At 69.9% G+C, this 23,825-nt stretch carries 20 protein-coding genes; 18 read left to right on the top strand and 2 right to left on the bottom strand.

The features are described 5' to 3' along the window. Window positions 1-11: 11 nt before the first annotated feature. From IPG61_01855 to IPG61_01845, 3 genes are read left to right on the top strand one after another with little or no spacing between them, the layout of a single operon-like run. Entirely contained in the window at window positions 12-1,604 is a 1,593-nt protein-coding gene (locus IPG61_01855; protein ID MBK6732839.1) for an NADH-quinone oxidoreductase subunit M, read from the top strand. Beyond that, window positions 1,604-3,118, top strand: a complete 1,515-nt coding sequence (locus IPG61_01850) for an NADH-quinone oxidoreductase subunit N (protein ID MBK6732838.1) — start codon at window positions 1,604-1,606, stop codon at window positions 3,116-3,118. The genes IPG61_01855 and IPG61_01850 overlap by 1 nt, the downstream gene beginning before the upstream one ends. Window positions 3,119-3,170: 52 nt before the next feature. Continuing rightward, on the top strand, window positions 3,171-4,541 hold the full coding sequence (locus IPG61_01845; protein MBK6732837.1) for an NAD-dependent succinate-semialdehyde dehydrogenase: 1,371 nt from the start codon (window positions 3,171-3,173) through the stop codon (window positions 4,539-4,541). A 34-nt stretch (window positions 4,542-4,575) separates the two neighbouring features. On the opposite strand, the gene IPG61_01840 is transcribed toward IPG61_01845, so the two are convergent. Further along, window positions 4,576-4,794, bottom strand: coding sequence for a NifU family protein (locus IPG61_01840; protein ID MBK6732836.1), 219 nt, complete (start codon window positions 4,792-4,794; stop codon window positions 4,576-4,578). A 202-nt stretch (window positions 4,795-4,996) separates the two neighbouring features. On the opposite strand from IPG61_01840, the gene IPG61_01835 reads away from it, so the two are divergent. The 4 genes from IPG61_01835 to IPG61_01820 are packed head-to-tail and all read left to right on the top strand — an operon-like array spanning window position 4,997 to window position 7,790. After that, window positions 4,997-5,824 carry an inositol monophosphatase gene (locus tag IPG61_01835; protein MBK6732835.1) on the top strand — a complete coding sequence of 276 codons (828 nt, stop codon included), beginning with the start codon at window positions 4,997-4,999 and terminating at the stop codon, window positions 5,822-5,824. Beyond that, window positions 5,821-6,144 (top strand): divalent-cation tolerance protein CutA, encoded by a 324-nt coding sequence (locus IPG61_01830; protein ID MBK6732834.1) that lies wholly within the window; start codon window positions 5,821-5,823, stop codon window positions 6,142-6,144. The genes IPG61_01835 and IPG61_01830 overlap by 4 nt, the downstream gene beginning before the upstream one ends. Continuing rightward, complete coding sequence (locus tag IPG61_01825; GenBank protein ID MBK6732833.1) at window positions 6,144-6,959, top strand: SAM-dependent chlorinase/fluorinase; 816 nt, start codon at window positions 6,144-6,146, stop codon at window positions 6,957-6,959. Before IPG61_01830 ends, IPG61_01825 begins: the two co-directional genes overlap by 1 nt. A gap of 51 nt (window positions 6,960-7,010) precedes the next feature. Next, window positions 7,011-7,790 carry a hypothetical protein gene (locus IPG61_01820; GenBank protein MBK6732832.1) on the top strand — a complete coding sequence of 260 codons (780 nt, stop codon included), beginning with the start codon at window positions 7,011-7,013 and terminating at the stop codon, window positions 7,788-7,790. A 21-nt stretch (window positions 7,791-7,811) separates the two neighbouring features. On the opposite strand, the gene IPG61_01815 is transcribed toward IPG61_01820, so the two are convergent. Beyond that, entirely contained in the window at window positions 7,812-9,122 is a 1,311-nt protein-coding gene (locus tag IPG61_01815) for a PhoH family protein (GenBank protein ID MBK6732831.1), read from the bottom strand. 216 nt (window positions 9,123-9,338) lie between these two features. Between IPG61_01815 and IPG61_01810 the strand changes: the two genes are divergently transcribed. The 11 genes from IPG61_01810 to IPG61_01760 all read left to right on the top strand — a co-directional run bounded on the left by IPG61_01810 (window position 9,339) and on the right by IPG61_01760 (window position 23,625). Further along, a complete protein-coding gene (locus IPG61_01810; GenBank protein ID MBK6732830.1) occupies window positions 9,339-11,261 on the top strand; it encodes a hypothetical protein in 1,923 nt (640 codons plus the stop codon). A 164-nt stretch (window positions 11,262-11,425) separates the two neighbouring features. Next, window positions 11,426-12,676, top strand: coding sequence for a glycosyltransferase family 4 protein (locus IPG61_01805; GenBank protein ID MBK6732829.1), 1,251 nt, complete (start codon window positions 11,426-11,428; stop codon window positions 12,674-12,676). Window positions 12,677-12,757: 81 nt separating this feature from the next. Further along, window positions 12,758-13,543, top strand: coding sequence for an ABC transporter permease (locus tag IPG61_01800; GenBank protein MBK6732828.1), 786 nt, complete (start codon window positions 12,758-12,760; stop codon window positions 13,541-13,543). A 15-nt stretch (window positions 13,544-13,558) separates the two neighbouring features. Further along, window positions 13,559-14,815, top strand: a complete 1,257-nt coding sequence (locus tag IPG61_01795) for an ABC transporter ATP-binding protein (GenBank protein ID MBK6732827.1) — start codon at window positions 13,559-13,561, stop codon at window positions 14,813-14,815. After that, window positions 14,812-15,660 (top strand): PIG-L family deacetylase, encoded by an 849-nt coding sequence (locus IPG61_01790; protein MBK6732826.1) that lies wholly within the window; start codon window positions 14,812-14,814, stop codon window positions 15,658-15,660. Before IPG61_01795 ends, IPG61_01790 begins: the two co-directional genes overlap by 4 nt. Continuing rightward, complete coding sequence (locus IPG61_01785) at window positions 15,657-16,406, top strand: FkbM family methyltransferase (GenBank protein MBK6732825.1); 750 nt, start codon at window positions 15,657-15,659, stop codon at window positions 16,404-16,406. The genes IPG61_01790 and IPG61_01785 overlap by 4 nt, the downstream gene beginning before the upstream one ends. Before the next feature lie 23 nt (window positions 16,407-16,429). Further along, entirely contained in the window at window positions 16,430-17,008 is a 579-nt protein-coding gene (locus IPG61_01780; protein MBK6732824.1) for a VCBS repeat-containing protein, read from the top strand. A 118-nt stretch (window positions 17,009-17,126) separates the two neighbouring features. Further along, on the top strand, window positions 17,127-18,689 hold the full coding sequence (locus IPG61_01775; GenBank protein MBK6732823.1) for a VCBS repeat-containing protein: 1,563 nt from the start codon (window positions 17,127-17,129) through the stop codon (window positions 18,687-18,689). A 191-nt stretch (window positions 18,690-18,880) separates the two neighbouring features. After that, complete coding sequence (locus IPG61_01770; protein ID MBK6732822.1) at window positions 18,881-19,813, top strand: NAD-dependent epimerase/dehydratase family protein; 933 nt, start codon at window positions 18,881-18,883, stop codon at window positions 19,811-19,813. Between the two features lie 1,401 nt (window positions 19,814-21,214). Next, window positions 21,215-23,428, top strand: a complete 2,214-nt coding sequence (dnaE, locus tag IPG61_01765; GenBank protein MBK6732821.1) for a DNA polymerase III subunit alpha — start codon at window positions 21,215-21,217, stop codon at window positions 23,426-23,428. Further along, entirely contained in the window at window positions 23,425-23,625 is a 201-nt protein-coding gene (locus tag IPG61_01760) for a hypothetical protein (GenBank protein ID MBK6732820.1), read from the top strand. The genes dnaE and IPG61_01760 overlap by 4 nt, the downstream gene beginning before the upstream one ends. The last annotated feature ends 200 nt before the right edge of the window (window positions 23,626-23,825 follow it).

Below are 23,825 nucleotides of genomic sequence, written 5' to 3'. Positions count from 1 at the left end.
AGGAAAGCGCTTTGCCGTTCATCACCGACCACATCCTGTCCTGGGTGACGTTCCTGCCGCTGGCCGGATCGCTGCTGCTGTGGACCGTCGTGCGCCGCGAAGGCCCGGCGCGGCTGCTGGCGCTCGGGATCGCGCTGCTCGATTTCGTGCTCTCGCTGCACCTGTGGTTCCACTTCGACCCGGCCACGGGCATGGACCAGTTCATCGAGCACGCCGCCTGGCTGGCCGACGGCCGCATCTCGTACCGCCTGGGCATGGACGGCATCAGCCTGATGCTGGCGATGCTGACCACGTTCCTCGGGCCGCTGGTCATCCTGTCGACATGGAAAGCGGTCAAGGATCGCGTCGCCGAGTTCCTGGGCTTCGTGCTGCTGCTGCAGACGGCCATGCTGGGAACGTTCTTCGCGCGCGACATGCTGCTGTTCTACGTGTTCTGGGAAGCCATGCTGATCCCGATGTACTTCATCATCGGGGTCTGGGGCGGCCAGCGGCGCCTGTACGCTGCCGTGAAGTTCTTCATCTTCACGATGGTCGGCTCGGTGTTCATGCTGATCGGCATCATCTACCTGTACTACCAGGCCGGCAGCATGGACCTCTCGGCGTTCCTGGCGCTGCACCTGCCGCGGCAGACGCAGCTGTGGCTCTTTGCCGCGTTCTTCCTCGCGTTCGCCATCAAGGTGCCGCTGTGGCCGCTGCACACCTGGCTGCCCGACGCGCACGTCGAAGCGCCCACGGCCGGTTCGGTGATCCTGGCCGGCGTGCTCCTTAAGATGGGCACTTACGGCATGCTCCGCTTCGCGATGCCGCTGTTCCCCGAGGGCGTGGCGACGTTTGCGCCGGCGATCAGCGTGCTCGCGGTGATCGGCATCATCTACGGGGCGCTCGTGGCGCTGGTGCAGCCGGACGTCAAGAAGCTCGTGGCCTACTCCTCGGTCAGCCACCTGGGCTTCGCGGTGCTGGGCCTGTTCTCGCTGACGCCGCTGGGCGTGGCCGGCAGCCTGTTCCAGATGCTGGCGCACGGCCTGTCCACCGGCGCGCTGTTCCTCCTGGTCGGCGTCATCTACGAGAGGCGGCACACCCGCGAGATCTCGGAGTTCGGGGGCCTGGCCCACGGCATGCCGGTGTACGCGACGCTGTTCCTGATCACGACGCTGGCCAGCATCGGCCTGCCGGGGATGGCTGGTTTCGTGGCCGAGTTCATGATCCTCTTCGGGACGTTCAGCAGCACCACGCTGGCCCACGGCCGGTTGCTGACCGTGCTGGCGGCCACGGGCGTCGTGCTGGGCGCCATCTACATGCTGTGGATGTACCAGCGCGTCTTCTTCGGGCGGCGTGACAACCCGAAGAACGAGGGCCTGAGCGACCTGTCGGTTCGCGAGCTGGCGGTGCTGCTGCCGCTGGTCGTGTTCATGTTCTGGCTGGGCGTGCGCCCCGGCCTGGTCCTTGACCGCGTGGAAGCGAGCGTGGCCCGCGTGCTGGCGCCGCTGGCGGTCGAGGGTACGGCGCCGGCCGGTCACGGCCATGGCGCCTCGGTGGAGATTCCCGCGCTGGACCTGCCGGATGGGCAGGGGCGGTTCGTGTTCGGCAACGCGGAGATGCAGTGATGAACGGATTCATTGCGCCGTCGGTCGGCAGCCAGATCGATGTCCTGCTGCCGTACCTGGTCGTAGCCTGCGGCGGGCTTGTCGTCATGCTCGTGGACGCCTTCGTCAATGCGAAGAAGAAGGACCACCTGTCCTTCCTGACGCTGCTGGTTCTGCTGGGCGCGGTCCTGGCGCAGTTGACCCGCGGCGGCGCCGGCGACCGCGAGATCATGGCCGGCATGATGACGGTGGGGGACTACTCCCGCTTCTTCAACTACCTGTTCGCCGGCTGCGGCGTGCTGACGACCATCTTCGCGAGCGCCACGTTCGACCGTGACTCGCGCTATCGCGCCGAGTTCTACCCGCTGCTGCTGTTCTCGATCCTCGGCATGATGGTGCTGGCCGCGGCCTCGGACCTGCTCACGGTGTTCCTGGGCATCGAGATGATGAGCCTGGCGGTTTACGTGCTGGCGGGCGGCGTGCGCGGCGACGTTCGCAGCAGCGAGGCCGGCTTCAAGTACCTGCTGCTGGGCGGGTTCGCCTCGGCCTTCCTGCTCATGGGCATGGCGCTGCTCTACGGCTTCGCCGGCGGCACGGCGTTCAGCGACATCTCGCGCGCCCTGGGCGAGGGCGGCAACGACCTGGGCCTGGCGATCCTCGGCGGCGGGCTGGTGCTGGTGGGCCTCGGCTTCAAGGTTGCGATGGTGCCGTTCCACATGTGGACGCCCGACGTCTACGACGGCGCCCCGGCCTATGTGACCGGTTTCATGGCCACGGCGGTCAAGGCCGCGGGCTTTGCGATCCTCATTCGCATCGCCTGGCTCATGCAGCCGCAGCTGGCCTTTGCCTGGTACCCGGTGCTGGCGGCACTGGCCGTGCTGACGATGACCGTGGGCAACCTGGTCGCCCTGGCGCAGAACAGCGTCAAGCGCCTGCTGGCCTGGTCATCGATCGCGCACGCGGGCTACCTGCTGCTCGGCGTGGTCACGCTCATCTCGCCGGCTGCCGGCGGCAGCGCCCAGATGGTGCTCGGCCGCGAAGTGGGCGAGTCGGCCGGTTCCGCGCTGCTGTTCTACCTGCTGGCCTACAGCCTGATGAACCTGGCGGCCTTCGGCATCATCGGTTCGCTGGGCAGCAAGGACGGCGAGGCCGACGACATCGAGCGCTATGCGGGCCTCAGCCGGCGGCGGCCCGTGTCGGCGGCCGTTCTGGCCATGGCGATGCTGTCGCTCGCGGGCATTCCCCCGATGGTCGGCTTCATGTCGAAGTTCTACCTGTTCTCGGCTGTCGTGCGCGCGGGCCTGATCCCGCTGGCTGTCATCGGCGTCATCAACTCGCTGATCTCGGTGTACTACTACCTGCGCGTGCTGGTGGTCATGTACATGAAGCAGCCCGAAGAGGACGGCTATACGGGCGGCGAGCCGATCGCCGTGGGCGCCGCCGCCGTGCTGGCGGTGCTGGTGCTCCTGCTGGGCGTGGCGCCCGACTCGGTGCACCGCGCGGCGCTGGTCATCTTCCGCCAGATCGCGTTCTGATGGTGAACACCCACTGACCCGGCCGCCCCGGCGCGGCCGCCCGGGAGTCGCGATGGGCGTCGTCACGGTCAATCCCGCCACCGGCGACAGGCTCGCCGAGTACCCGCGCCAGGATGCTGCGGCGGTCTTTGCCGCGCTCGACCGTGCCGTTGCCGCCGGGCGCGAGTGGGCCGCACGTCCCGTGGCCGAACGCGCGGCGCTGCTGCCGCCATTGGCGGCCCGGTTGCGGGCGCGGGCGCCGGAACTGGCCCGCCTCATGAGCCTGGAGATGGGCAAGCCCGTCACCGAGGCCCGCGGCGAGGTCGAGAAGTGTGCCTGGCTCTGCGAGGTGTACGCCACGCAAAGCGCCGAGTGGCTCGCCGACACGCCGATGAAGGCCGACGGGCTCCACCATCACGTGGCCTACCAGCCGCTGGGCGTCGTGCTCTCGATCATGCCCTGGAACTACCCGTTCTGGCAGGCCCTCCGCTTCGGGGTGCCTACGCTGACGGCCGGCAACACCAGCCTGCTCAAGCATGCCTCGAACGTGACCGGCTGCGGACTGGCGATCAGCGAATTGTTCGCCGAGGCCGGCTATCCCGCCGGCACGTTCCAGACCATTGTCTGCGACCATGCCACGATCGCCGGACTGGTCGCCCACGACGATGTCCGCGGCCTGTCGCTGACCGGCTCGGTCGAAGCGGGCCGGCGCATTGCCGAACTGGCGGGGCGCCACCTCAAGAAGGTCGTCCTGGAACTGGGGGGCAGCGACCCGTTCATCGTCCTGGAAGACGCGGACCTGGAGGCGGCCGTGCGCGGCGCCGTGACCGGGCGCATGCTCTGCACCGGGCAGAGCTGTATCGCCGCCAAGCGGTTCATCGTCGCGCGTGCGGTCGTCGCCGAGTTCACGGAGCGGTTCGCCGCCGCGATGGCGGCGCTGCCCATCGGCGACCCGCTGGATGAGAGCACGCGCGTGGGCGCCATCGTCAACGAGGACGAGATGAAGGTGCTGGCCGACCAGTGCGCCGACGCGCTGGCTTCCGGTGCGCGCCTGTTGACGGGCGGCCGTCGCCTCGAACGCGCCGGCTGCTTCTTCCCGCCCACCGTCCTGGCCGACGTCACGCCGGGCATGGCGGTCTGGCGCGACGAGGTCTTCGGTCCCATCGCGCCGGTCATGGCCGTGGCAGACGATGAAGAGGCAGTGCGCCTGGCCAATGCTTCGGTCTTCGGGCTCGGGGGTTGCGTCTGGACGCGTGATCTGGAACGCGGCGAGCGCCTGGCGCGCCGGCTCGAGGCCGGGACCGTGTTCGTGAACTCGATCGTCAAGAGCGACCCGCGGATGCCGTTCGGCGGCGTCAAGCAGAGCGGGCTGGGGCGGGAACTGTCCTGGCACGGCTTGCGAGAATTCACCAACGTTCAGGGCGTGAACGTCTATCCGGCATGAGCGGCCGCGGCCGGCCGACGGGCGAGCGGCGCCGTCAGATCTGCTCGACCCGCAGCACCTCGGGGATGCGTGCCTTCATGCGAGCCTCGACGCCCTGCTTCAGGGTGACCATGCTCATCGGGCATGAGCCGCAGGCGCCGCGCATGCGCACGGTGACGATGCCCTCATGGAAGTCGATGAACTCGATGTCGCCGCCGTCGGCCTGCAGGGTCGGCCGGATCTCATCGAGGACGGCCAGGATCCTGTCTTTCATGTCGTTTCCTTCCCGGTGCGAAGGGGCGGTTCCGGCGGGGCAGGGCGGGTGCGCCGGGCCTCGCGACAACCCTCCCAAGCTAGAACAGGCGGGGTGGAACTTCAACCGCGGGCTTGCCTCCTTGTCGGAGCGGTCCGCGTCACCTACGATAGCCCCCGGGCGCCCGGCGCGCCCGGCCGCGACCCGAACCGACGGAGCTAGCGTGAGCGACCACCTGGAAGAACAGCTCTTCTGCCTGCGTGAACTGGTACTGGCAGCAGGGGGCCTGCAACTGGACTGCCTGGGCCGCATCATGCAGGTGGAAGCCAAGGGCGCGACCGAATTCGTGACCGACGTCGACCGACGTGTCGAGGAACTGCTGCTGGAGGGCCTGGCCCACGACTTCCCCGAGGACGCGGTCGTGGCCGAGGAGTCGGGCCTGCGCACCGGTTCTCCCGGCGGTCGCACCTGGTACGTGGACCCGCTCGATGGAACCACGAACTACGCGCACGGTTACCCGATATTTGCCGTCTCAGCGGGTTGCGTGGGTCCCGACGGCCTGGAACTGGGCGCCGTGTTCCTGCCGTACCTCGACGAGCTCTACCTGGCCCATCGCGGCGGCGGCGCCATCCTCGAGCGGCCGCGACATGGCGGCAGCCTGCCGTTGGAGACGCGCCGCCCGGTCGCACTCGAGCAGGCGTTACTGGCCACCGGCTTCCCGTACGTGCGCGACCAGGCGGTCGACCGCACGCTGGCTGCCGTCGGCGCCTTCCTGAAGGCGCCCTGCCACGGGATCCGTCGCGGCGGCAGTGCCGCTGCGGACCTCGTACACGTGGCGGCGGGCAAGCTCGACGGCTACTTCGAACTGAGGCTGCGGCCCTGGGACACGGCCGGCGGCACGCTCATCGCGCGCGAAGCCGGCGCCATCGTGACCGACCTCTCGGGCGCCCACGTCACGGTGCCCGACCTCGGGGTCGTGGCCGCCGCGCCGGGGCTCCACGCCCGCATGCTGGAAATGCTGGCCGCGACGGCCGGACCGGAGAAGGCATGAGCGCCAACGAACTGATGATCCTCACGACAACGTTCCCCGACCGCGAGACGGCCGAGCGCGTGGTGGGCCTGCTGGTGGACGGCGGCCTGGCCGTGTGCGGGCAGGTCGGCGCCGATCTCACCTCGTTCTACCGCTGGGAAGGCGCCCTGTGCCGTACGGCCGAGGTCGCGGCCGTCATCAAGGTGCTGCCGGAGCGCTTCGACCTTTGCGTCGGCGAACTGAAGCTGCAGCACCCCTACGACATCCCGCAGATGGTGGCCTGGCCGTCGGGCTTCGTCTCGCGCGACTATCTTGCCTGGGCACAGGGAGCCGGCCGCTGATGGCGCGCGGCGTCCTGACCCTGCTGACCGACTTCGGCCGGCGCGATCCCGGGGTGGCCGAGCTCACGGGCGCGGTGCTGTCGGCGTGGGCGCGCCACCCGCACAGCGAGCCGCAGCCGACGCTCGTCGACCTGACGCATGACATCCCGCGCGGCGACATCGCCGCCGGCTCCTGGTTCCTCGAACGCGCAGCGGCCACGTTCCCGCCGGGCACGGTCCACCTGGCGGTCGTCGACCCGGGAGTCGGCTCGACTCGGCCGGCGGTGGCCTGCACGGCTCGCGGGCAGTGCTTCGTCGGGCCGGGCAACGGCCTGCTGGCGTTCCTGGCCGCCGAGCCCGACCTGCTGGTCGTGCGCCTGGAGGAGATGTGTGGACGCGGGCACCCGCGCACGGGCCTGGTCAGCGCCACCTTCCACGGCCGCGACCTGTTCGCGCCGGCAGCGGCACGCCTGGCGCTGGGTGAGCCGGTGGCTTTGCTGGGCCCTGCTGAAGAAGCCGGTGCGCTGGGGCTGCCGCCGGTCGGGGCTGTGCACGGGGATCCGCCGCGCCTGGTCTGGATCGACGCCTTCGGCAACGCCATCAGCGACCTGGCCGTCGAGACGCCGGCCGGGCGGCGGCTGGCCGCCGGTGCTGGCCTGGTCGTGGGCGACAAGGCGGTGCCGGGGCCGTTCCCGAACTACGCCGCGGCGCCGCCCGGGCCGGCTTTCTGGTACTGGGGGAGTGGGGGCACCGTCGAGATCGGTGTGCCCGGCGGCAGTGCCGCCGAGCGCCTCGGACTGCAGCGGGGACTGGCCCTGAAGGTGATCGATCCGTAACTTGTATGCCGCCGGCGGTTACCCGACCCGACACCCGGCTGGGAGGAATCGATGAAGCGGAACCTGTGGATGCGTGGAGCTGCCGGCGTGGCGGCCATCGTGATGGTTGCCACCGTGCTGGGCGGCTGCGGCGCCCAGCGCATCACGTTCCTCTACCCGGACGAATCGGTGAACATGGCGCTGGTTGGCAGTCGCACTCCGGCGCTCTATATCGATTCCGTCACCGATATGCGGCCCCTGCTGCAGCGCGAGGGCCGGGGCCATTTCTTCAACATCACCTTCCCCAAGGACACGTCCTGGGAGGCGCCGGCAACGCGCCTGTACGCCGAGGCGCTGGCGCAGGACCTTGAGCAGACCGGACTGGTGGAACTGGTGCCGCTGGCCTCGCAGGCCGACTACCTGCTTTCGGCCGACCTGCTGTCGTTCACCTGTGAGCTGCAGCGTTCGCGCACGTCGTACCTGCTCACGGGCCTGATCGGCGGCGCCGCCGGCTTCGCCCTCGGCAGCGACAGTTCGCACCGCGCCAAGCTCGGGGCCGCCATGGCCGTCGCCGGGATGATGGCCATCCCGGTGCCGACCAGCCATCGCGCCGAGGCAGAGGTGCGCCTGACGCTGCGCGACCGGAGGGGCGAGATCGTCTGGCAGAAGTCGTGCCTGGGTGAAGTCGATGACCGCTCGTACATCACGCCCACGGCGCGGCAGGACCAGCAACTGGTCACGCGCAACCTGACGCGCGCCGTCAAGCGTGCGAACGCGTGCCTGATCGGGCAGCTGCGCCAGACACTGGGCGAGCGCGCCGCGCCCGCGCCGGCCGATTCGACCACCAACTAGAGTGCCGCGCCCCGGCCCGGGCTACAGCAGCTCGGCCGCCAGCGAGGCCAGTTCGCTGCGTTCGCTCTTGGCCAGCGTGATGTGCCCGTGGATCGGATGCTGCTTGAAGCGCTCGACCACGTACGTCAGGCCGTTCGACGACGCGTCCAGGTACGGGTTGTCGATCTGGTACGCATCGCCCGTCAGGATCACCTTCGAGTCCTCGCCCGCACGGCTGACCACCGTCTTGACTTCGTGCGGCGTCAGGTTCTGCGCCTCGTCGATGATGATGAACACCTTCGGCAGGCTGCGACCGCGGATGTAGGTGACCGCCTCGGCCTCGACCACGCCCGTGTCGTACAGGTACTGCACCTTGTCGCCCGCATGCTCCAGCTTCGGGTCCACGAGGAACTGCAGGTTGTCCGAAACCGGCTGCATCCAGCTGCTGAGCTTCTCGTCCTTCGAGCCGGGCAGGTAGCCGATGTCCTTGCCCAGCGGCATGATCGGCCGCGACACCATGATGCGCCGGTACCGCTTCTCCTCGGCCACCAGTTGCAGGCCCACGGCCAGCGCCAGCAGCGTCTTGCCCGTGCCTGCCTGCCCCAGCATGGTCACCAGGCGGATGTCCTCGCGCATGAGCAGTTCCAGGGCGAACTGCTGCTGCAGGTTGCGCGCGCCCAGGCCCCAGGGCCGGCTGTCGCCGTGCTGCAGCGCCTCGATCAGGCCGGTGTCGCCGCGGAAGATGCCGCGCGCGGTGTGCTTGGGATTGTCGGCCGACTTGAGCAGCACGCCCTCGTTCGGGCACAGGCCCACATCCAGCTTCACGGGGCGGCCCGCGTAGAAATCGTTGATCAATGCGTCGGAGACGACGTGCTCGCTCCAGCCGGTGTAGAGCTCGTCGAAGTTGACGACGCGGTTGAGGAAGTCCTCGGCGCGGATGCCCAGCGCGTCGGCCTTCACGCGCGCGTTGATGTCCTTCGAGACAAAGGTGATGTTGGCGCCGGCCTTGTTCATGGCGCAGGCGGCCGACAGGATCCGGTTGTCCGGCTGGCTGCGGTCCATGCCCGTGGGCAGGTGCTCGGTGAAGCTGCGCACGAGGATGAAGATCTTGCCGCCGCCGGGCAGGGGCACGCCCTGGCTGAGCGAACTGCCGTCGCGCAAGGCGTCGATGTCGCGGATCACGCGCCGTGCGTTGCGGCCCTTCTCGTCGTTGCCGCGCTTGAAGCGGTCCAGCTCCTCGAGCACGTCGATCGTCAGGATGAGATTGTGTTCCTCGAACGCGTGCAGGCTGTCGGCGTCGTGCAGCAGGACGTTGGTGTCGAGCAGGAAGCTGCGGCCGGCGGGAACGGGGATGGCGCGATCGTCGTCAAGCCAGTGACCGTTGTGAACGTCCACGGGGTCCCTCCCAGGTCTGGTGCCGCGGCGCCGTCGCGTCCGCGGGCGTTTCCTCCGGGCCGCCAGCGGCGGCCCGTGACCATGGTAGCGCCGAGCTCACGTCTTGTCGCGGGTTGGCTGGCGATGCTAGAGTGCCCGTTGTCAACCGCCGCCCCGGCCGAGGATCGGATACGCATGAGCCTGGCCCATTCGCGTTATCGGCTGTCCTTGCCGGTACTTGCCCTGTTTCTGCAGCTGGCCGCCGGCTGCGCCCCGGCCGTGACCGCCCGGGCGGCGCCGGCGCCCGACCTGGAGGCGCCGCGCTGGCCCCTGGACCTGCCGGCGCGCTGGCTCACGAGCAACTTCATGGAATACCGCGGCGGGCGTTTCCACGCCGGCATCGACCTCAAGACGCGCGAGACCGAGGGCTTCCCCGCCTACGCCGTGGAGGACGGGTGGATCTCGCGCGTGCGCGCTACGCCCGGCGGTTACGGCCGGGCCGTGTACCTGCGCGGCGCCTCGGGTCGTACCTATGTCTACGCGCACCTCGGCCGCTTCAACGACCGCCTCGGTGCGCTCGTGGGCGCGGAACAGGAGCGCCTCGGGACCTGGCGCGCGGAACTCGAGCTGGCCGCCGGGCAGGTGCCGGTCAGTCGGGGCGAAGTGCTGGGCCTGACCGGGCAGAGCGGCACCGTGGGGCCGCACCTGCACTTCGAGGTGCGCGACGGGGCCGGCCTGCCGATCGACCCGCTGGCCGCGGGGTTCGCGGTCAGGGACACGATCCCGCCGGTGATCCACCACGTGCGGGCCCTGCCGGCCACGGCACAGGCTCGCCTGGAGGGCGCCGCCGAGGCCCGCCTGCTGCCGGTGGCGGGCCGACCATGGCAGGACGGCCTGGCGCCGGCACTCCACGCCTCGGGGCCGATTGCCTTCAGCGCCCGCATCGTCGAGGCGACCGACCCCGCGGGGCACCGCCTCGAGCCGTGGCTGATCGAACTGCGCCTCGACGGCGCCCTGGTCTGTCGCCGGGCCAACGAGGCCTTCGACTTTGCCGCCAACGCGCAGCAGCGCCTGGAATGGCTGGAGTGTGGCGGCCTGCGCGAGCAATGGCTGCATCGCCGTCCGGCCGTCTCCGTGCCGGGACGGCAGGGGGGCCTGTGGTACCTGGGAGCCGATGGCGCCGGCCTGGCGCCCGGGCGGCACACCTGTGAACTGGTGGCCATCGACCGGGCCGGCAACCGGGCGTCCGTGGGCTGGGACCTGGTGATCGCGGCGCCCGGCGAGGTTGTCGGCATCCCGGCGGAAACCGAAACCGGCCCGGGAGCCTGGGAACCGGCGCCCGTCGAAGTCTCGCTGGCCTGCAGCGCCAGCAACAACATCATCTTGTCGCCTCTGTTTGAAGCGGTACCTGAGGAATGTACGGCCAACCTTCAGGTGCTGGAGCCGGCCGCTGGAAGCCCCGCGCTTGCTTCCGTGGCTCTGGCCACAACGGGCCCGGTGCCCGCCACGCGGACCCAGCGCGACCAGGCGGCGCGCCAGGGCCTGATTCCCATGGGCCAAGCCGTTTCCTGGGCTGCTGCCGACTGGCCGCTGGACGGCTCCCCGCCGGTCACGCTGCCGGCCGGGGCCCTGCCGCCGACCGCCGCCGGATCCGCCATCGCGATGTACGAGTGGGACGGCGCCGCCTGGTCCCGGGCCGCGCCCCTCATGCCGAATACCGGCGCGGCACAGGAACCGGGATTTGCCCTGCCGGGCCCGGGAACCTATGCCGCCCTGCGTGATACGCTGCCGCCGGTCGTCGCCGCCGGGGCCCGCACCGTCGGGCCGCACCCCGGGTTCGGCGGCCCGGTGCCAGGCGTCACGCCGCCCCGCTGGTCCGTGCTGGCGGTGTCAGTGAGCGATGCGGGGGCGGGGGTCGCCGCCGGGTCGCTGCGGGCCCGCTGGGACGGCCGGCCCCTGGTCGTGGAGCCGGACCTGCTGCGGGATCGCCTGCTGGTCGAACTTCCCGACAGTACCGGGTCCGGCCGGCACCTGCTGGAGATCGAGGTTGCCGACGAGGCCGGCCTGACGGCCCGCGCCGCCATCCCCGTGCGCTGCAGCGTGCCCCCGGGCCGTTGAGAAGTCCGGGCATGGCGACCGGACAGATCGGGGCTTAATATGGGCCGGATGTGGTCGAACCCATTTTGAACACTTGAGTTGGGCGCGGGATCCGGCAATCCTCCAGGGTGCCGGCACCGCGTCGTGCGGATGACGGCAACAACCGTCGCCCGAAAGGAACGCGCATGCGCATCGCCTTCGTGGCGCAGCCCATCGACCCGGCCCTGCCGCCGCGCCAGAATTCGATCGGGTTGATCGTGCATCACACGGCCCGTCGGCTGGTCGGCCGCCACGAAGTGACGATCTTCGTGAACCGGCGCCACAACCCACCGCAGAACCGGCCGGATGACGGCATCGATTATCGTTTCATCGACGACTGGCCGGACACGCCGCTGCTGAACCTGCTGGCGAAGTACCCGAACTACGTGTCGCAGGAGCGCATCATCCGGTCGGGGCTCTACTACGGCGGCTTTGCGCGCGCGGTGGCGCGCCAGCTGCGCGGCGGCAGGTTCGACTGGGTGCACGTGCTGAACTTCTCGAACTTCCTGCCGGTGTTCCGGCAGGCGGCGCCGCGATCGCGCCTGGCCCTCGAGATGCAGTGCGAGTGGTTGACCCAGTTCTCGCCGACCAGCGTGCGGCGCCGGCTGCGCTGCGCCGACCTGGTCACCGGTTCGAGCGGCTACATCGCCGACCTGATCCGCCAGGCCCATCCGCAGGTGGACGGTTTCTGCGTGCCGCTGTACAACGGGTTCGAGCCGGAGCGTTTCACAGCCGCCGCCGACGCCGGACGGAGCGATGCCCGTCCGACCACGGTGCTCTTCGTGGGCCGGCTCTCGCCGGAGAAGGGTGTGCACACGCTCCTGGAGGCGATGGACCTGGTCTGCCGCGAGCGTCCCGATGCGCGGCTGGACCTGGTGGGGCCGCAGGTGTCGCTGCCGCTGGAGTACATCGTGGGCATCAGCGAGGACCCGCGCGTGCGGGCGCTGTCCGCCTACTACGACGGCACCGTCTGCAGCGACTACCAGGCGTGGCTGCGCGCGCGGGCCGAGCAGGGCGCGCTGGCCGGCAAGGTGCGATTCGTGGGGCCGGTGCCGCAGACCGACCTGCCGCGCCTGTACGCGGCGGCCGACGTGCTGGCCAACCCTTCGTTCAGCGAGTCGTTCGGCATGAGCCTGGTCGAGGGCATGGCCACCGGGATGCCGGTCGTGGCCACGCGCATCGGCGGCATGCCGGAGATCGTCGTGCCCGGCGTGACCGGCTTCCTGCGCGAAGCGGGCGATGTCCAGGGCCTGGCGGCCGACCTCCTGGCCGGACTGGATTCCGCGTCGCGGCGCGACGAGCTGGGCGCCGCCGGCCGCAAGCGGGCGCTGGATGTCTTCACCTGGGACGCGCGGGCGCGGCGGCTGGAAGGCCTGTTCGCAGCTCCGCGAGGCTGATTCGACGTGCCGGCAACGGATGCCGGCGCCACCTGAAACCGCCCGGCCGGAGATGGCATCCGGCAGGCAAGGACCGGGAACATGCGAAAGAACGGCCTGCAGGAATTCTGGGCCTACCGCGAACTGCTCTTCTTCATGGTCTGGCGTGACCTGAAGGTGCGCTACAAGCAGACGCTGTTGGGGGTGGCCTGGGCGGTCATCCAGCCGCTGGCCAGCACGCTGATCTTCTTCCTGCTGTTCGGGAAGATGGCGAAGATGCCCAGCGACGGCATTCCGTACCCGGTGTTCGCCTACCTCGGCATGGCCGTGTGGACGTATTTCGCCGGCGCGGTGTCCTACTCGTCGAACAGCCTGGTGAACAACAGCCAGCTGCTGACCAAGGTGTGGTTCCCGCGGCTCATCATCCCCACGGCGGGCGTGCTCAGCCTGTTGCCCGACTTCCTGATCGCCTCGGTGGTGGGCGTGGTGCTGATGTTCGTCTACGGCGTGACGCCTTCCTGGACGTTCCTGCTGTGGCCGCTGCTGGTGCCGGTGATGGTCGTGCTGGCGCTCGGGGCCAGCCTCATCCTGGCCACGCTCAACGTGCGCTACCGCGACGTCAAGTACGCCATCCCGTTCCTGCTGCAGATGTGGATGTTTCTCACGCCGATCATCTATCCGGTCAGCATCGTGCCCGAGAAGTGGCAGCCGCTGCTGCTGCTCAATCCCATGGTGGGCGTCGTCGACGCCTTCCGCGCCACGGCCCTCACCGGGCGTCCGCTCGAGTGGGGAACGCTGGGCGCGGCCCTGGGCGTGGGCCTCGTTGTCCTGTTGATCGGGTTGCGCTACTTCACGAAGGCCGAACGCGAGTTCGCGGACGTCATCTAGAAAGAGGCCGGTGCCATGCAAGCCGTCAGCGTCCACGACATCTGCAAGCAGTACCGCCTGGGCGAGCTTCGCGCGGGCGACACCATGTTGCGCGAAGCCCTCGTCGGCATGTTCCGCGGCCGGGGCCGCGGCAAGCAGCCCGAGATCCTGCACGCGCTGCGCGGGGTCAATTTCGAGATCGAGCGCGGCGAGGTGGTGGGCCTCATCGGCCGCAACGGCGCCGGCAAGAGCACCATGCTCAAGGTGCTGTCGCGCATCACCTACCCGACCAGCGGACACTTCACCGTCAATGGCCGGCTGTCGGCCATGCTCGAGGTGGGCACCGGCTTCCACGAGGAACTGACCGGGCGCGAGAACATCTTCATGAACGGCTCGATCATGGGCATGCGGAAGTCCGAGATCGCCGCGAAGATCGACCAGATCGTCGAGTTCGCCGGCGTCGAGCGCTTCATCGACACGCCCATCAAGCGCTACAGCTCGGGCATGCGCCTGCGGCTGGGCTTCGCCGTGGCGGCTCACCTGGACCCGGACATCCTGCTCGTGGACGAGGTGCTGGCCGTCGGCGACGCCGAATTCCAGAAGAAGTGCCTCGACTCGATGGACGAACTGCGCGGCGGCGGGCGCACCGTCGTCTTCGTCTCGCACAACATGGCGGCCGTGGAAAACCTGTGCCGTCGCGTGATCTGGATCGACCAGGGCAAGGTGCACATGGACGGTCCCGCCGAAGAGGTGGTGCGTTCCTACATGGCCACCTTCGCCTCGGCGCAGTCGGGCGGGGCCGACCTGGCCGCCATCGGCTCGCGCGTGGGCACGGGGCAGGCGCGGTTGTCCGGCGCCGAGTTCCTCGACCCGCAGGGCCAGACGCTGAACTTCATCCGCAGCGGCGACGCGCTGACTGTGCGTGTACGCGCCCAGCTCGAGGAGATGATCCCCGACCTGCACGTGGGCCTGGAGATCCGCAACGAGATGGGCCTGCTGCTGTCGATCAGCAACAACTGGATGACGGGGCCGAGCCTTGTCCGCGTCCCGGCCGGCGCCCATGCCTTCGACCTCGACATCGAGGCGCTCCACCTGATGCCGGGCCGCTACTACCTCACGCTGTGGCTCAAGGGACCCGACAGCCGCAACTACGACCTGCTGGAGAACTGCCTGATGATGGACGTCGAGACGTCGGACTGGTACGGCACCGGCCGCGGCATCGACCCGCACTTCGGGCTCATGTTCCTGCCGGCCCGCTGGCGGGCCGACGCGCGCCTGACCGGGGGCGCGTGACCGGCGGGCGCGTCCGCGCAGCCGCGCACGCGGTCGTCGAGGGACTGGCCGCGCGCCTGTCGCGTTCCCTGGCGGACGCCGATATGGCGGCGCCGGCCATCGTCTTCGCCCCGCACCAGGACGACGAGACGCTCGGTTGCGGCGGGCTCATCGCGCTCAAGCGCGCCCGTGGCGTGCCGGTCACGGTCGTCTTCCTCACCGACGGGCGCACCTCGCACGCGCGCTTCCTCGAGGCCGGTGAGCTGGCGTCGCGGCGGCGCGCCGAGGCCCTGGCCGCCTGCGGCGAACTCGGCGTGGCGGCGGTTGACGTCCATTTCCTCGACTTCCGCGACGGCGAGCTGACCGGCGGGATCGCCGCGGCAGCGGCGCGCATCGCCGGGCTGCTGCGTCTGCATCCGGGCGCCCTGCTGCTGGCGCCCTATGCCGGCGATACCACTGCCGACCACCAGGCCACGCTGGCCGCCGTGCTTGGCGGCATCGCGTTGCAGGAACCTGGTACCACGCGCGTGCTGCTCGAGTACCCCGTGTGGTTCTGGCACCACTGGCCGTGGGTCTGTCCGCCCGTGGCGCGTCGGCTGCATCGCCCCGGCGTCGTGCTGGCCGGGCTGCGTGCCTGCGGGCAGCGGCTCGCCCACCTGAAGCACAGGGTCGAGATCGCCGCCGTGGCCGGGACCAAGCGCCGCGCCCTGGACTGCCACGCCACGCAGATGTCGCGGCCGGCCGACCAGCCGCGCTGGCCCGTGCTCGCCGATGTCGCCGGCGGGCAGTGGCTGTCCATGTTCTTCCGGGGGCGCGAGTATCTGCGGCGGCGCGAGATCGTTGCCGGGAAGGGGCCGCGGGCGTGAACGTGCGTTCGGCCTGGCGCCGCCTGTTCCCTGCAGGGCCGGCTGTCATCGGCGCCGGACCCGGCCGCGGGCTGCGCTTCGATGTCGGCGGCGGCAACCCCGATTTCGCTGCCGGCACCTACGAGCCGCCGGTCCAGCAGGCGCTGGCCGAATGCCTGAAGCCCGGCGATGTGGTGCTCGACGTCGGTGCCAACGTGGGCTTCATCGCGGTGATCGCCGCGAAGCTGGTGGGCCCGGCCGGTCGCGTGGTCGCCTTCGAGCCGGTGCCGGCGAATGCACGCCTGGTCCGCCGCAACGCGCGCCTGAACGGGCTGTCCCGGCTCGAGGTGGTGGAGAGCGCGGTCGGCGATCGCTGCGGCTCGGCCCGACTGGTCCTGGCGCGGCTTTCGGGCGGCTCCGCGCTGGCCGGCACCGACCTGCCGCCCGACGCCTGCGGCGAGATCGAGGTGCCGCTGACCACCCTCGACGCCTGGCATGCCGGCGAGCCGGCAACGCGGCCGGCGCTGGTGAAGATCGACGTGGAAGGCGCCGAACTGGCCGTGCTGCGCGGGGCCGTGGGGCTGCTCGCCGCGGCGCGGCCGGTGCTGCTGCTCGAGGTGGACGACGCCGATGCCGCCCTCGCCGAGGCGAAGGCCGCCGCCTGTGAAGCGTTCTGCGGGGATCACGGCTATCGTGTCGGCCGGTTGCCGGACGCCTACCCCGACATCGCCTGGTGCGTGATCCACATGCTGGCGACGCCGCGGTAACATCGCCGGCGCCGGAGGTCTACGTGAAACTGATCCTGCGTCCTGCCGCCGCGGCCTGGTTGCCGTTGGCGGCATTGCTGTTCGTGGCCGGTTGCGGCGGAAAGTCGCAGCCGGCATCCCCGGTCATCGATGGTCCGGTCGCCTTCCGGCGCCAGGTCGTCGACGCGGCCCCGCCCGGCGGCGAGGACTGCTGCACCGACGTCTGTGCCGCCGGTGATCTCGACGGCGACGGCTACGCCGACCTGGTGCTCGGCGGCGAGCACGCCGACGGCCCGGGCCTCTTCTGGTACCAGTACCCGCAGTGGGACAAGCGTCCACTGGCGAGCGGCCAGTTCACCACCGACATGCAGCTGGCCGACATCGACGGCGACACGCACCTCGACATTGTCGTCGGCGACACAGACCGCGGGCTGTTGTGGCTGCGCAACCCGGGCGACCTGAAGGCCGACTGGCCGGCGCAGGATCGACGGCGACGGCGATGTCGACGCGGCCACCTGCGACAAGCACGCCGTCCGCATCCACCTGCAGACGGCACCCGGCACCTGGCAATCGCGCACGCTGGTCGAACGCGAGGGCGAGGGCACCCACCTGGCCGACCTTGATGGCGATGGCGACCTCGACCTGGTCCTGGGCGGCCTGTGGTTCGAGGCGCCTGCCGAGCCGCTGGGTGGCGAGTGGCTGCGCCACGATTTCGCCCCGGGCTGGAGCCCGGATGCGCGCGTGCAGACAGGTGACATCGACGGCGACGGCAGGCTGGACGTGGCGTTGACCGCCTCGGAAGGCGAAGGACCGGTGGCCTGGTTTGCCGCACCGGCAGACCCCCGCGAGCCGTCGTGGCCCGAGCACCGCGTGGGCGAGTTGGTGCTCACCGGCGCCCACAGCCTGCAGCTGGCCGACTTCGACGGCGACGGCGACCTGGACCTGGCCACGGCTGAAATGCACACCGGCGGCAAGCGGGTGCTCGTCTACCTGCAGGGCGATTCCGGGTGGGTCGAGGAAGTGCTCGCCGTCACCGGCTCGCACAACCTGCGGGCCTTCGACCTGGGCAACGACGGGGACATCGACCTGGCCGGCAAGAACTACGGCGGCAGCGGCCGCGTGTTCGAGTTGTGGGAGAACCGGACGGCGGACAAGGTGCTGAGCCTCGCGCCGGACGCGGCCGCCGCCGGTGAAAGCGCCTGGCCCTACGCACCGATCGACGATGCGCGTCCCGACGACCAGTTCGGCACGATGGGGCTGCTGTTCTGCGACGTGAACCATGACGGCCGCCCGGACGTGGTGGCGGGCGGCATGCTCTACCTCAACCGCGGCGGTCGCGGTCAGCCCTGGCAGAAGGTGGCGCTGCCGGCGGGAGTGGACGTGTTCTTTGCCCCCGATGTCGACGGCGACGACCAGGCCGATCTGGTGGGCTTCCGCGGCGAGCAGGCCCTGTGGCTCGAGGCGACCGGGCACGACGCCACAACCTGGACCGAACGCGCCGTGGCCCCCGTACCACGCGGGCGCACGCAGGGCGCAGCCGTCGCCGATCTGCTGCCGGGCGGGGCGGCCGAGCTCGCCTTCACCCGCGGCATGCACCTGTGTTGCCTGGCCATCCCGCCCGACCCGGCGCTGCCGTGGTCGCTGACCACGGTGGCCGAACCCACCGAGGAGGAGGCCGTCGCCGCCCTCGACCTCGACGGCGACGGCAACTGCGACCTGGTCACCTCGACGCGCGACGGGTTCCACCTCGTCGCGTTCGTGAATCCGGGACCGGCGATTGCCGCTGAAGGGCACTGGCCGGCGCACGTGCTGGCGACCACGCCCGGCCGCGCCGACCGCATCGTGCCGGCTGATATCGACGGTGACGGCCGGCTGGACCTGGTCGTCAGCGAGGAAACGGGAGACCTGGAGGAGACCGCGGTGGTGGCCTGGTTCACGCCGGCACCCGGTGGCGGGCCGTTCGACGCACCCTGGCGGCGGCACCCGCTGTCCCTCTCGCGATCGGCCAACAGCCTCGACGTTGCCGACTTCAACGGCGACGGCCGGCCCGACCTGGCCGTGGCCGAGCACACCGACATGCAGGCGGGCCGCGTGGCGGCGGACAACCGCACCTTCCTCCTGCTGAACCCCGGCGATTCGGGCGGCGCATGGCACGCCCGGCTGGTCGACACGGGACCCCGGTCGAGCCATTTGGGCGCCCGGGCCTGCGACCTGGACGGCGACGGCGACCTGGACCTCGTCTCGACCGCCTGGCGGCAGTTCCGGACGCTCCATGCCTGGTACAACCCGGGCGCTGGGTCCTGATCCGGGCAATCCCCGCTCGGGATTCAAGTTGCGGCTAATCGCGCCGAAGCCTAGGCTGGGTCCGCGGCCGCCCGCCCCGTGGGGGGTGGGGCGTGCGTGCGGGCCATGGTCGTCGAAGCGTGGGGAATCCCGCCGGGAGACCCATGGTCGGCGACGAACGGGTGCGGGACGCGTAACGGGAGAAGGAATCGATGCCGAATATCCTGGTGACCGGCGGCGCCGGCAATATCGCCAGCGCGCTGACGGCGCGTCTGGCGGCCGATGCCAAGAACCACGTCGTGGTGGCGGACAACCTGCTGACGGGCAGCCTGAAGAAAGTCCCGACCCACCTGCCCAACGTGCGGTTCGTCAAGTGCGACGTGAACCGGTGGGACGACATCGGCCCGCTGTTCTTCGTGCACAACTTCGATTTCGTGTTCCACTTCGCGGCAGTGGTGGGCGTGCAGCGCACGCTGGCCAACCCGATGATGGTGCTGGACGACATCAAGGGCTTCGACAACGTGCTGAAGCTCAGCAAGAACACCGGCGTGGGTCGCGTGTACTTCTCGTCGTCGAGCGAGGTCTACGGCGAGCCGTTCGAGATCCCGCAGAACGAGAAGACGACGCCGCTGAATTCGCGGCTGCCGTACGCGATCGTCAAGAACGTGGGCGAGGCCTACCTGACCACGTACCAGCGAGAGTACGGCCTGCCCTACACGATCTTCCGGTTCTTCAACACCTACGGGCCGAACCAGACCGAGGACTTCGTGCTCCCGCGCTTCGTGCGGCTGGCCATGCGCGGCGAACCGCTGACCATCTACGGCGATGGCGCCCAGACCCGCACGTTCTGCTTCGTCGACGACACGGTGGGCGCCTGCCTGAGCGCGCACTACCGGCGCGCCTTCGTCAACGACGTGGTCAATGTTGGCGGCGCCGAGGAGATCACGATCCGCGCGCTGGCCGAACTGGTCATCGAGACCTGCGGCTCGAAGTCGGAACTGAAGTTCCTGCCCCCGCTCAGCGAGGGCGACATGACGCGCCGCTGCCCGGACGTCACCAAGATGCTCACCCTGCTGGACCGGCCGCCGGTCACCCTGCGGGAGGGCATCGCGAAACTGCGCGATCATTTCACGGCCGGGAACTGACCCCCGCCGGCGACTGTTCAACACGGATCCCGATCGCCCGCGGCCGCTCGTTGTGACCGCGGGCGATTCCTGTTATCTTCAGCCCCCCTGACGGCGCCCTGCCGCGCCCGCGACCCTGACCGTCCCACCGCCGCGAAGGATCCGCGGAAGGCTGGCCATGGCGACCGAGACTTTCGTCCACCTGCACAACCATTCCGACTACTCGCTGCTGGACGGCGCCCAGAAGACGGGCGACATGGCCAAGCGGGCGGCGAAGTACGAACAGCCCGCCCTGGCGCTGACCGACCACGGCAACATGTTCGGCGCCGTCGAGTTCTACCAGGCGTGCGTGAAACAGGGCATCAAGCCGATCATCGGCATGGAGGCGTACATCGCCGCCGACCGGCACAACCGCACGGCCGAGCGCGAAAACAAGAGCTACCACATGGTGCTCCTGGCCCGCAACGAGACGGGCTACCGCAACCTGGTCAAGCTGGCCTCGGCGGCCTACCTGGAGGGCTTCTACTACCGGCCGCGCATCGACCGCGAGATCCTCTCCAAATATGCCGACGGGTTGATCGGCCTCTCCGCCTGCATGAGCGGCGAGCCCAACTTCCACCTGCGCTCGGGCAACGTGGCTGCCGCGGTGGAGGCCGCCGCCACCTACCGGGACATCCTCGGGCAGGACTACTACTACCTTGAGATCCAGAACCACGGGATCCCCGAGGAGGAGCGCATCCGCCAGTTGATGCCGGAAGTGGCGCGGCAGACCGGCTGCCCCATCATCGCCACCAACGACTGCCATTTCCTGGACCGGGAGCACCACGAGGCGCACGACATCCTCATGGCGCTGCAGACCGGCAAGACGATCAACGATCCCTCGCGCTGGCGCAGCAACACGCCCGAGGTCTATTTCAAGTCCACGGCCGAGATGCTGGCGCTGTTCCGCGACTGGCCGGAAGCGGTGGCCAACACGCTGCGCGTCGCCGACCAGGTCGACTTCAAGCTGGAGCTCGGCAAGCTACTGCTGCCGGCGTTCCCCCTGCCCGAGGGCTTCGCCACGGCCGACGCGTACCTGACCCACCTGGCGCGCGCCGGGCTGGCGAAGCGGTACGGCACGATCACGCCCGAGCTGGAGGAGCGCCTGGCCTACGAGCTGGGGGTCATCGCCCAGACCGGCTACGCGGGCTACTTCCTCATCGTCTGGGACTTCATCGACGCTTCGCGGCGCATGAACGTGCCGGTGGGCCCGGGCCGCGGCTCGGCCGCCGGCAGCCTCGTCTGCTACAGCATGGGGATCACCGACATCGACCCCATCCGCCACCAGTTGCTGTTCGAGCGGTTCCTCAACCCCGAACGCATCTCGATGCCGGATATCGACGTCGACTTCTGCTACGAGGGCGCGGCCGCGTCATCGAGTACGTGGCCAACAAGTACGGGCGTGAGAACGTCTCGCAGATCATCACCTTCGGCACCATGGCCGCGCGCGCGGTGCTCAAGGACGTGGCGCGGGTGCTCGACTTCCCGTTCGCCGAGAGCGACCGCATCAGCAAGCTTGTGCCCGAGGAACTCGGCATCACGCTGCAGAAGGCGATCGACGAGGCGCCCGGCCTCAAGGAGGTGGCGCAGGAGTCGCCCGAGCACGCGCGGCTGCTGCGCAACGCGCTGGTGCTGGAGGGGTTCAACCGCAACACGGGCATCCACGCCGCCGGCGTGCTGATCACGCCGTCGCCGCTGGTCGAGCACGCGCCGCTGTACCGGAATACCAAGGGCGACATCACCGTCCAGTACGACATGAAGATGAGCGAGGCCCTCGGCCTGCTCAAGATGGACTTCCTGGGCCTGCGCACGCTGACGGTGATCGACAAGGCGCTCGTCCTTATCGCCGAGACCACGGGCCGGCGGTTGACGGCCGACCAGATCCCGACCGAGGACGAGGCCACCTTCAAGCTGCTGCAGGAGGGCCGCACTGTCGGCATCTTCCAGCTCGAGAGCAGCGGCATGCAGGAACTGGTGCGCAAGATGGCGCCCACGGGCTGGGACGACATCACCGCCATCTGCGCGCTGTACCGGCCGGGCCCGCTCGGCGCGGACATGGACAAGGCGTACGTGGAGCGCAAGCACGGCCGGCAGCGCGTGCAGTACAAGGCGCCGGTGCTCGAGCCGATCCTGCGCGACACCTACGGAGTGATCCTGTACCAGGAGCAGGTGATGCAGATCGCCGCGGCGATGGGCGGGTTCACCATGGGTGAAGCCGACACGCTGCGCAAGGCGATGGGCAAGAAGAAGATGGACATCATGTCGGCGATGAAGGTCAAGTTCGTCGAGGGGGCGGTTTCGCGCGGCCACGACGAGCGCGCCGCCAACGAGATCTACGAGGAGATGGAGTTCTTCGCCGAGTACGGCTTCAACAAGAGCCACTCGGCCGCCTACGCGCTGCTGTCCATCCAGACCGCGTGGCTGAAGGCGCACCACCCGGCCGAGTTCATGGCCGCCACGATGACCACCGAGATGCGCAAGAGCGAGCGCATCACGCAGCTCATCGACGAGTGCAAGGCGCTGGGTCTGGCCATCGTGCCGCCCGACATCAACCGGCCGCGTTCGGAGTTCGGGGTGCGCGACGGCAAGGTCGTGTTCGGGCTCGGCGCCGTGCGGGGCGTGGGCTCGGCGGCCATCGACGTGGTGGCGGCCTGCCGCGAAGAGCTCGGGCGCGACTTCAGCGACCTGTTCGACCTCTGCGAACATGTCGACCTGCAGAAGGTCAACCGCAAGGTGCTCGAGGGGCTCATCAACGCGGGCGCCATGGACCTGCTGCCCGGCCATCGTCGCCAGATGCTGATGAGCCTCGACCGCGCACTGGCCTTCGGGCAGAAGTCGGCCCGCGACCGCGCCGGCGGGCAGGCGTCGCTGTTCGGCGGCCTGGCCACGCCGCAGCTGCGTCCGTCGCTGCCAGAGTGCGAGCCGTTCGACCCGCTGGTGCTGCTGGGCCGCGAACGCGACGCCGTCGGCTTCTTCCTCTCCGGCCATCCGTTCCACGAGTACCGCGAGCTCATCACGGGGCTGCCGGTCGGATCTTCGGCCGGTGCGGCCAAGTGCGGAGACGGCGCCTGGGTCGACCTGGTCGGCATCATCACCTCGCACACCACTCATCGTGACAAGCACAAGCGCGTCTACGCGCGGGCCCACTTCGAGGATCGCGGCGGCACGATCGGCCTGGTCATCTACTCGAGCATCTACGAGCAGGTGCGGCTGCTCATCGGGTCGAATTCGATCCTGGCCGTGGGCGGGCGCGTGCAGATGCGCAGCGACGGGCTGCGCGAGGTGGTGGTCGACCGCCTGGTCCGCATCGACGAGGTGCTGGGCACCTGGGTCAAGGAAGTCTATCTGGGCATCGACCTCGAGGCTGCCGGGCGCGCCGGGCTCGAAAGCCTGGGCGCCCTGCTCGCCGCCTGGGGCCAGCCGACGAAACTGAGGCCCCTGCTGGTGACCGACCCTGAGCTCGACAAGCCCGAACCGGCGCCGGCTGCCGCCGCCGTCGCGAGTCCGCCCCGCGGGGACCCCGGCGACGGCGATTTCCTGAGGCGGCGCTGCCTCCGCCGCCGGGGCCGGACCCGGAGCTGGCCCCGCCGGAAGTGATGGCCAGGCCGGTGCCCCTGGTCGTGGCGGTGGAGCGGGACGGCAAGCCCTGGCTGCTGCGTTCCGGGGCCCGGAACGTGGCGCTGACCCTGGACAGCCTGCGCCAGCTGAGGCGGGTGCCGGGGCTGGAGGAACTGCGCCTGAGGGTCGATCTGCCGGCCGCCATCGAGCGCAAGCAGCGGTACAACCGGGCCTGAGGCAGCGGGGTGGCCCCTTGGGGTCCAGAGGCGGGTCCGGACCGCTCCTTGACACCGCTGGGGCAGAGTGGCTTAATCTGGCGGCGGCCGGCTGTTTTCGGTACTGGGAGAACAGCCGGTTGTGTATGCTGGGCGGACGCGGATCGGCGCGGGACGGCGTGGGCCAGTTCCGGGGCAGGTGGCCGGATGGGGCATGGGTT

This window comes from bacterium, from assembly GCA_016703265.1.
GTDB lineage: Bacteria > Krumholzibacteriota > Krumholzibacteriia > LZORAL124-64-63 > LZORAL124-64-63 > CAINDZ01.
The sequence above is the reverse complement of the archived record's forward strand: the minus strand, read 5'-3'. Positions and strand labels throughout refer to the sequence as shown.